Here is a 9,196-nt window from a genome sequence, read left to right as displayed (position 1 = left end):
CTCAAAATCGGTGGTGGCGGAAACAACGCGTTGTGCGGTGGAGTTGAAGGTGTTGATTGAGCAGATGCGGGAGCAGATACAGAATATTGAGTGATGAGGTATTGGCATTGACTTGGCATGCCAAACTCTACAAGCTGAAGTTAAATGGACAGGGAGTGCCCGGTCGGCGTCTAAACCTCGGTGAGTGCATCGGGGTTTTTCGCTTTTGGGCCTGACTTAATATTGCTAGCAGGTATCCAGCGCCGCTTCCTTATGCAGCCTGCATAATCTGAAGAAATCTCCGCTATGACTCAGTTGACTCCTGATACTCACGAGATGCTAGAGAGCTTACGCTCGGCGGTTGCCGAAACGCTCGAGCGCAAACGCCGCCTTGGTCAATATGCCGTGGTTTGGGAGAACGATAGGCCTGTCTTTATAGGGGATGATGCGCCAACTCAGCAGAGTAATGAGCAGAACGGGCAGGATCTAGAGTCGCATTGAGCCAAGCGATCACGTCAACGACCTACAGTCTGCTCAGGTGCTCAATAGCCCCTTGTTCTCTCGCCACGCCTGATTCAACCGCTTGGTGATGAGATCAATGGTGCTGGCTCTCGCTCCGAGGTGCTTGGCCACTACCGAGAAGCTGCTGAGAACGTCCACTGTCTCTTGAACGTACGGCAGGGCCTGTTTCCAATCCGTGAAACCTGCCTGTGTTGCCAGCCGTTGCATCGCCTTGAGAGGCGGTTGTTTGCCAAATCCCATGTAGGCCGTCGCGTGTTCTGCAAAAGGGTGGGGGCTAAAGGTCACGTCATAGAACGGCGCTGGTCTCCATTGGCCTGTATCGTCCTGCAAAAATGCCCAATTCTTACTGTGATCGTCCTGGTTGCAGGCAAACAGATTAAACAGCGCGCGTCGAAATTGCAGCTGGCCGACGGCGGGAGAGCGGCATAGCTGGCGGCTGGCCTTGATCAGGTCGGCGTAGTCCAGGCTAGGGGTTCGGAAGTCGGCATCCAGCAGTCCACAGGCGCTGTGCATGTGGAGACGCCCGGCAGGGTGCGTCTGATGAACCCAGTCAAACCGTTTGATGGCAAGCCAGGCGCGCTCACCTTGACTCGTAGGCACCCGAAGCAACTGCCATTCGGGCGGCTCAAGCCCTGCTGTGTTCGCTAGTTCCAGGTAGGCCGCTTCGCAGAGCCCCTCGTCGTGACCCAGTGGCAGGTGTTGAGAAGTGAACTTGACCAGCCAAGCGTCATCCCCTGGCTTGGCGTCGGTTCGGCACGTTGTTGGCTTGTCCGGTGGCATGAAAAGCTGTGCTTTGGGCCTGGCTCCGCCGGAACTACCCGCTGCGACGAGAGCACTCAGCACGTCTTCCGTTTGACCATCGAAAACGGCCTGAGCCGTTAAGCCAAGTGTCGGCAAGTCTTCGTGATCACCCTGTGTCGGTGCTGCCTCTGATATGGGCTCAAAGGCAAGAGCGCCCATCCCTCGATGGCCAACGAATGCCAGCCGATCCATCGCCGTCAGCTGTGTCGGGGCGATGCCCTGCTGGCGAAAGACACGGTCTTGCAACAGCAGTCCCCAGCCATCGGGTAAACAGTCGCCAAATACCCCATGTAGACCTTGGTGTGGTATTTGGGGGGCAAGTTGAAGAGTCAGGTCGCTGTTGAGCGTAAAGGGCGACAGGTTGCCATGCTGTTCCACGTAGCCTTCTGCGTATTGAAAGAAGACCCCTTGGCGGTTCTGCGCTAAAACGCCAGCCGCGACTCGCTCTCCCGTTGAGAGCGTGCGTGTCACGTTCAACCGCTGCGTTGGCTTAAAGGCCATCTTTGAGCACCTCTTCGATGGAGGAGGGCTGTTTAGTGGGGAGGGCGTCGGGTTGGGTCAGCGCATAGAGCCGTGCCAGGTCATCCAGGCTTTGCCAGAGCAACAGCAGTTGGCGTAGAGAAATTTGCCCGGTGAGCTCGAATTTCTTGATGGTGGGAGCGGGCACACAGCTGCGCTGCGCCAGCGCCGCACGGGATAGCTTGGCCTGCTCGCGCAACCTGCGTAGGTGGGCGGCAAAGGCCTGCTGAACATCGGTATCGTCTAACAACAGAAAACGGGGCATAAGCTCACTTTCTTTACCTGGATACTCCTATATCCATTTTAGGCTATTTTAGCTATTTATAGACACGGTTATATCCATTTTATGGCTGCTGAATACACTTTCTTTCAGCGCTCTTTTCCATTGCCTCGCTCACAGCCCCAGCAGCTCCTCAACCGGCAAATGGCTGGTCGCTTTCATTTCCCTCAGCGAGAGGTTGGAGCGGATGCTCGATACCCCGGGCAGTTTGCGCAGCACCGTTTCGACGAAGTGGCTGTAGTCGTCCAGGTCTTTGGCGACTACCTGTAGCAGGAAGTCGGCTTCGCCGGTGGTGTTGTGGCAGCTCAGTACGCGGGAGCTGGCCTGGATGATGCGCTCGAACTCTGCCGTCGCGGCTTCGCTGTGCTGGGTGCAGGTGATTTGCACGAAGGCCAGCACGCTGGCGCCCACTTTGCGGCGGTTGAGGATGGCCTGGTAGCCTTCGATCACTCCCAGCTCTTCCAGGCGTTTGTGGCGCCGCCAGCAGGTGGCTTCGCTCAGGTGCAGCTGCTCGGCCAGCCGTGCGTTGGCCACCCGCCCGTCTGCCTGCAGCAAGGTGGCTAATCGGGCATCCTTTTTATCAAGCTCGCTCATTTTGAAAGGCTCTTTCGGTTTGTTCATGTTGTTGAAAAGAGTGCTTCAAAAAGGCGCAGGATGTCCATCAGAAGGAAACGTAATTTCGGGCGTGGCTCGCTATAGTGCGTATACATCCAACGCACCGTCGACCGTTCAGGAGTGAGCCATGAAAGCCGTGGTATTCGAGCAGTTTTCTACCCCGCCCAGCATCCAGCAGGTGCCTGACCCAGCGCCAGCGCCTCACGGGGTCGTGGTGAAGGTGATGGCCAACGGCGTATGCCGCAGTGATTGGCACGGCTGGATGGGCCACGACCCGGATATCCAGCTTCCCCATGTGCCGGGCCATGAGCTCTCCGGCGTGGTGGAAGCGGTGGGCAAGGACGTGACGAAGTGGCGCGTTGGCGACCGGGTGACCGTGCCGTTCGTGGGTGGCTGCGGCACCTGCCCGGAGTGCCACACCGGCAATCATCAGGTGTGCGATGCTCAATTCCAGCCGGGGTTTACCCACTGGGGCTCGTTTGCCGAGTATGTGGGCATTCACTACGCCGATGTGAATCTGGTCGCACTGCCGGATACCCTGACGTTCGATACCGCCGCCAGCCTGGGCTGTCGGTTCGTAACCTCTTTTCGTGCGGTGGTAGACCAGGGCCGCGTGTCGGCGGGCCAGTGGGTGGCGGTGCACGGCTGCGGTGGCGTGGGGCTGTCGGCCATCATGATTGCCAGCGCAGCCGGTGCCAACGTGGTGGCGGTGGATATTTCCGAGCAGGCGCTGGCTTTGGCGCGCCAGCTAGGGGCGGTGGCCACGGTGAATGCCAACCAGGTGGCCGACGTGGTGGAGGCGGTGGTCGAGATCACCCAAGGCGGCGCGCACGTCTCGCTGGACGCGCTGGGCCACCCCACCACCTGCTTCAACTCCATCAGCAATTTGCGCAAGCGCGGCAAGCATGTTCAGGTGGGGCTGATGCTGGCGGACCACAGCACGCCCGCCGTGCCGATGAGCAAGGTGATCGCCAACGAGCTGGAAATTCTGGGTAGCCATGGCATGCAGGCGCATCGCTACGATGCCATGCTGGCGATGATCCAGTCGGGCAAACTGGCGCCGGAAAAGCTGATTGGCCGCCGCATCACGCTGGAAGAGTCCGTGCAGGCGTTGATCAACATGGACAAGTTCGAAGGCGCGGGGGTCACCGTGGTGACGAAATTCTGAGCGAAGGTTTTGCCATAGCGATGGGGGCTAATAGATGATCAGTGGTCGAGCCTTACGTTACTTCGACACCGTGGCAAGATGTCGTTCGCTTCGACAGGCTGCGGCCCAGCTACACATTGCTCCCACGGCGATTAGCCGTCAGATTGATTTGCTGGAACATCAATTGGGCGCCCCGCTCATTGAGCGTGGCCCTAACGGCATTAGCCTCACGGCAGCGGGAGAGCTATTGGCCGCCCAGGCGCAACGAACCATCCGTGACCTGGAGCGGGTGCAGGAGCATATCGCTGACCTCAAAGGTTTGCGCACGGGCCGAGTCAGCCTGCAAGTGGCCGAAGGCGTGGTAGCAGGCCTGCTCGCGCCTGCGTTAGCCAAGATGGGGCAGCGCTATTCCCATTTGAGCTTTGATATTGATATTGCCAGCTCAAACCAGATGGTCGAAGCATTACGCCGTGGTGATGCGGACATTGGCCTATCCTTCTTCATGCCGCGCCATGATGACATTGTGCCCTACGCCAGTGCCGAGCTGAACCACCATGCCGTCGTGGCGCCAGGCCATCCGCTGGCCACCGCTTCCGAGTTGTCGCTGCACACCTTGGCGAAGCACCGTTTGATCCTGCCGCATGAGTCCTATGGTGTTCGGCAAGCGCTGGAGCGTGCCGCTCACCGAGCCAATGTGGTGCTGGTGCCCACCTTCAAAACCGCGTCACTTGAAACCCAGAAAGCACTCGCGATCAACGGTGCCGGCGTGCTGGTATTACCACCGATGGCAGTCGCTCGGGAATGTCAGTTGGGTGACCTGGTGAGCGTCCCTATCTCATCTTCAGAGCTCGAAGCCGCACGCGTCGACCTCTGTGTCTATCGCCACCGTCAGCGCAGTTTTGCGACTGAGGCATGCTTGTCACTATTGGCGAATGCATTGCAGACAATATAGAGCCCGCTTCTGCAGGCTTTTGAGTGGGCGAAGTGCACACAAATTGTGGACACGCTGAGGTCAATATTGAAATAGCAGAAGGCACCGTGTGGGTTCATGCTGGGGTTATTGACCTTGATAACAACAGCACTAAGGTGACGGGATGCTTGAACTACACCAGCTAACGGCGACTCAACTGCTTGAGGGCTATCGAGCCCATACGTTCTCACCAAAAGACGTCGCCAGCGCGTTGGTCGCGCATATCGCCCAATGGGAGCCCTCCATCAACGCACTGTATGGCTATCAGCCTGAGGTGTTCATCAAGGCTGCCGAGGCATCTACCCAGCGTTGGGCAAAGGGAAAACCCAGCGGAGCTTTGGATGGTGTTCCCGTCACGCTAAAAGAGCTGATTGCCACGGAAGGGGTGCCGGTGCCGCTGGGCACGGGATTGGGCAAACAGCCCACTGCCAGTGCAGATGCGCCCCCGGCGGCCCGTCTCTCGGAAGACCGCGCACTGGTCCTGGCGAAAACCACCTGTCCTGATTTTGGCATGCTCTCCTCGGGGCTCTCTTCATTTCATGGTATCACCCGCAATCCATGGAACTTGGCCTGTAATACCGGCGGGTCCAGTTCGGGGGCCGGTGCTGCCGCTGCCGCTGGCTTCGGGCCGCTACATGTGGGGACCGATATTGGCGGCTCAGTGCGTTTGCCAGCGGCCTGGTGTGGCATCGTAGGCTTCAAGCCAACGTTGGGGCGCATACCTATCGACCCTTATTATGTAGGACGCTGCGCAGGGCCGATGACTCGGAGCGTCGAAGATGCCGCACTCATGATGAATACCCTTGCTCGCACGGATCGACGTGATGCCATGCGCTTACCCCCAGAACATATTGACTGGATGGACCTCGCGCTGGATGTCAAAGGCTTGCGAATAGGCGTGATGATGGAGGCGGGCTGTGGATTGCCTCTGGATGAAGAAATTCGCTACCACGTGGAGCAGGCCGCAAGGCTGTTGGAAGCGGCGGGTGCCACGTTGGTACCGATGGCCCCCGTGCTTAGCCGAGAAATGTTGGATGGGTTGGATCACTTCTGGCAGGCCCGCCAGTGGAGCGAGCTATCAAAGCTTGCGGCGGAAGAGCGCGAGCAGGTGCTACCGGCCATTCTGGCCTGGGCAGATGGCGGTGCCCGCCTGAGCGGAGTAGAGGTAGTGCAAGGTTTTCAACAAACCATGGCGATGCGTCGTGCCACGGAATCCGTCTTCGAGACGGTGGATGCAGTGATATCTCCCACGACACCGAATATTGCCTTCCCTGCTGAGTGGGCATCGCCTACCAATGATCCCCGTCAGCCATTTGAGCATATTGCCTATACCGTGCCGTGGAACATGGGAGAGCAGCCTGCCATCTCGCTCAATGCGGGCCTCAGTAAGCGCAATATGCCAATCGGAGTGCAATTGATTGGCCCGCGCTTTGCGGACCACTTCGTGCTCAAGTTGGCACGACAGCTGGAAGCCCGTTTAGGGCTGCCAATGTGCTTGCCGATGCCGGTGTGTGACAAAAGCGTACTGGAGTGAGCAGGGCGTTTACTGAGCAAAGGTAATAAATATCAAGAGGGGAACATACATGCGACGTTTATTGGTACTGCCGACTTCACGGGCAGGGTGGGGGCTGTTGATGGCGTTTGTGGCACTGGTCGTGGCAGGTACCTGGCCGGTGATTGCGCTCGTCAACCGAGCCACCCTGGTACTAGGGCTGCCATGGGTGGTGGTGTGGAGCTATCTAGTGATTTTTACCTGCGTGGTGGTCATGTTGATCGGTAACCACATTGTAGAGAGAGATGACCATGAGTAGCGCTTGGCCATTACTGATTACCCTGACCTACGTTGCTGTTGCCATGGTCATCGGCCTCCGTGCCAGGGCTGGCCGCTCGATGAACAGTCTGGAAGAGTGGGGAGTCGCGGGGCGCAGTATGGGCCCTGTAACGCTTTATCTTCTGATAGCTGCAGGCAGTGTCAGTGCTTACACCTTTATGGGAGCTCCCGGCTGGGCATACTCCAAGGGGGTGGCGGTTTTTTATGTGGCGATCTATCTGGCGTACCTGGCCCTGGTTGCCTGGTACTTTGGCCCGAAGGTATGGCAATTTGGTGAGCAGTTTGGTCATGTCACTCAGGCAAGTGCCATCGCAGATCGTTATCAAAGCCCGACGCTGGGGGCCTTGGCTGCGTTGGTCATGGCCATAGGCTCGGTTGCTTATGCGGTACTGCAAACCATTGGCTCGGCGTATATCTTGTTTGTCATGAGTGGTGGAATGATTCCTGTATGGTTAGGAGTATTCCTGGTACTTGGCTGCATAGCGGTTTACCTCTATGCCAGTGGTCAACGCGCGATTGGGCGCACGAATGCGTTTCAGGGCGTATTGATGCTGGTGGTTGCCTGGGCCGTTGGCCTGTGGGCCGTACACAGTGCCACTGGGGGGGTGAACTTTTCCCGTGTCTTCGAGCGTATCCAGGCGGAACATGGTGAGTTTCTCACGCTACCGGGTGCCGGGGGCGACATGAGCTACAGCTTCTGGACCACGTCCATTATCGTCTCCATGTTCTCGTTCATGCCCCCTGTCTGGACCCAGTGGATGAGTGCTTCATCGGCGCGTACTATCCGCCGTAGCGCGACGTGGTTACCTACCTACTACGTGGTGATTTTACCCATGGTAGTGGTGGGCTTCATCGGCATTTTCTCTCTCCCTGACTTGGCCCGAGCCGACACGGTTGCCCTTGATTACGCGATGCAACACTTGCCGGTGGTGCTGGTAGGCTTGCTGGGGGCGGGGACTTTGGCGGCGTCGATGTCCTCCAGCGAACCGTTTATTCATTCGATTTCGCTGTCGCTGAGTAAAGACGTTTTGCAGCCCGCACTGAAGCTTTCGAACGATGTGACTGCAAGGCTAGCGCGGTTACTGATTCTACCGGTCATGTTTTTAGTGGTGGCACCGCTGGCGATTGCTGAGCCGGGCAGTTTGGTGATGATTCTACTGGTGGGCCTGGGATTTGCGTCACAGGTACTGCCTGCGTTCGTGGGTATGTTCTTCTGGCCGAGAGCCTCACGCCTAGGTGTGATGGCAGGCATCCTGGCAGGTTTCCTCGTCACGGTGGCTTTTACCACGTTGTGGCCACACCCGCTGGGTATTCACGCAGGGTTCTGGGGGCTGATGATCAATCTACCGTTGTTTGTCGCGGTTTCCTTGATAACGCCTGCCACCGATGCCGGGGTGGTTGAGCGCTTCTTCCGCATTGCTGCCCCACGGGGCCTGAGCAAGATGGGGATGCGCAGAGAGAGGGTCAAAACGCTTGGCTCTTGATCACGCTGCTGGCCTGGCGGAGGCCCAAGCGTTTCCTGACGATCATCACATTATTGCAATGAATCAAGGCAAATTATTCGCTCCTCATTGCGTCGCTGAGGTTTTACGCTGGGCGTATCGATAAGGAGGACGTCATGTCATCACCCCATACCCCATCCGTTCGCCGCATGGTCGCTCAGCACCCTGCCCATCGTGACGATATCGGAGACCTGGTCACCCGCAGGCCGCTGCCGGGGCCTGGCGTGGATCAGCTCGATCCGTTTCTGTTCCTGAATCACCACGGCCCGCAGGTATATTCCGCCAATAATCGTGGGCTGCCGTTTGGGCCGCACCCGCACCGGGGGTTCGAGACGGTCACCTTCATTCTGGAGGGCTCGCTGGCCCACGCCGACAGCGCCAAACATCAGAGCGTGATCCATGCAGGCGGCGTGCAGTGGATGACCGCGGGCAGCGGCATCGTGCATGCAGAAATCTCGCCCCCTGAGTTCCTGCGCGAAGGCGGGCCGCTGGAAATCCTCCAGCTGTGGGTCAATCTGCCGTCGCGGCTGAAGATGAGCGAACCGCGCTACGTGGGCCTGCAGCAGGAAGGCATACCCGCCGTTCCCCTAGCGGGCGGCGGCACGCTCAACCTGATTGCCGGGGAGTGGCAAGGGCAGTCAGGCCCGATCGAGTCGCTGACCGGCGTGTTCATGTCCACACTCGCGCTGCCCGCAGGGGCCCATGAGCAGCTTCCCGTAGCCCCTGGGCGGCAGGTGTTTCTGTACGTGGTGAGTGGTGACGTGACGGTGGGCGGCGAGCCTGCCAAAGCGCATCATTTGATTGAGCTCGACCGTGACGGCGAAAGCCTTGCCATCGAGGCAGCCAGCGATGCGCGCCTGCTGTTTGGCCATGGCGATGTCATCGATGAGCCGGTCTACTCCCACGGCCCCTTCGTGATGACCACCCGCGACGAGATCGTGCAGGCGGTAGAGGATTACCAGAACGGCAAGTTTGGCGGGCTGACGCTGTAACCGCCGCGCTAAACCGGCTCGCCGCGATAGTAGTGCCT

General features: G+C 58.7%; 10 protein-coding genes. 7 read left to right on the top strand and 3 right to left on the bottom strand.

Going from position 1 to position 9,196, the window contains the following annotated elements:
- A partial coding sequence (locus tag B7L72_RS13605; protein ID WP_139788517.1) for an endoribonuclease YicC domain-containing protein occupies window positions 1-94 on the top strand: 94 nt, incomplete at its 5' end.
- A gap of 419 nt (window positions 95-513) precedes the next feature.
- Here B7L72_RS13605 and B7L72_RS13595 read toward each other — a convergent pair.
- The 3 genes from B7L72_RS13595 to B7L72_RS13585 all read right to left on the bottom strand — a co-directional run bounded on the left by B7L72_RS13595 (window position 514) and on the right by B7L72_RS13585 (window position 2,695).
- Window positions 514-1,803 carry a type II toxin-antitoxin system HipA family toxin gene (locus B7L72_RS13595; protein ID WP_081194993.1) on the bottom strand — a complete coding sequence of 430 codons (1,290 nt, stop codon included), beginning with the start codon at window positions 1,801-1,803 and terminating at the stop codon, window positions 514-516.
- Window positions 1,793-2,086 (bottom strand): helix-turn-helix domain-containing protein, encoded by a 294-nt coding sequence (locus B7L72_RS13590; protein WP_016915514.1) that lies wholly within the window; start codon window positions 2,084-2,086, stop codon window positions 1,793-1,795. Before B7L72_RS13590 ends, B7L72_RS13595 begins: the two co-directional genes overlap by 11 nt.
- 129 nt (window positions 2,087-2,215) lie before the next feature.
- Window positions 2,216-2,695 carry an Lrp/AsnC family transcriptional regulator gene (locus tag B7L72_RS13585; protein WP_016915513.1) on the bottom strand — a complete coding sequence of 160 codons (480 nt, stop codon included), beginning with the start codon at window positions 2,693-2,695 and terminating at the stop codon, window positions 2,216-2,218.
- 148 nt (window positions 2,696-2,843) lie between these two features.
- Between B7L72_RS13585 and B7L72_RS13580 the strand changes: the two genes are divergently transcribed.
- The 6 genes from B7L72_RS13580 (at window position 2,844) to B7L72_RS13555 (ending at window position 9,158) form a co-directional block, all read left to right on the top strand.
- A complete protein-coding gene (locus B7L72_RS13580) occupies window positions 2,844-3,884 on the top strand; it encodes a zinc-dependent alcohol dehydrogenase family protein (protein WP_081194991.1) in 1,041 nt (346 codons plus the stop codon).
- Window positions 3,885-3,918: 34 nt separating this feature from the next.
- A complete protein-coding gene (locus B7L72_RS13575) occupies window positions 3,919-4,815 on the top strand; it encodes a LysR family transcriptional regulator (RefSeq protein ID WP_081194989.1) in 897 nt (298 codons plus the stop codon).
- A 142-nt stretch (window positions 4,816-4,957) separates the two neighbouring features.
- Window positions 4,958-6,367 (top strand): amidase, encoded by a 1,410-nt coding sequence (locus B7L72_RS13570; protein ID WP_081194987.1) that lies wholly within the window; start codon window positions 4,958-4,960, stop codon window positions 6,365-6,367.
- A gap of 49 nt (window positions 6,368-6,416) precedes the next feature.
- The gene (locus tag B7L72_RS13565) at window positions 6,417-6,644 is read left to right on the top strand and encodes a hypothetical protein (RefSeq protein ID WP_081194985.1); all 228 of its coding nucleotides are present in this window, start codon (window positions 6,417-6,419) and stop codon (window positions 6,642-6,644) included.
- A complete protein-coding gene (locus B7L72_RS13560; protein WP_081194983.1) occupies window positions 6,637-8,148 on the top strand; it encodes a sodium:solute symporter family protein in 1,512 nt (503 codons plus the stop codon). Before B7L72_RS13565 ends, B7L72_RS13560 begins: the two co-directional genes overlap by 8 nt.
- A gap of 134 nt (window positions 8,149-8,282) precedes the next feature.
- The gene (locus B7L72_RS13555; protein WP_016915510.1) at window positions 8,283-9,158 is read left to right on the top strand and encodes a pirin family protein; all 876 of its coding nucleotides are present in this window, start codon (window positions 8,283-8,285) and stop codon (window positions 9,156-9,158) included.
- Window positions 9,159-9,196 lie beyond the last annotated feature (38 nt).

Origin of the sequence: Halomonas sp. BC1 (assembly GCF_002078135.1) — a bacterium.
Classification (GTDB): Bacteria; Pseudomonadota; Gammaproteobacteria; order Pseudomonadales; family Halomonadaceae; genus Vreelandella; species Vreelandella stevensii.
This window is presented reverse-complemented; position numbering and strand designations above follow the sequence as displayed.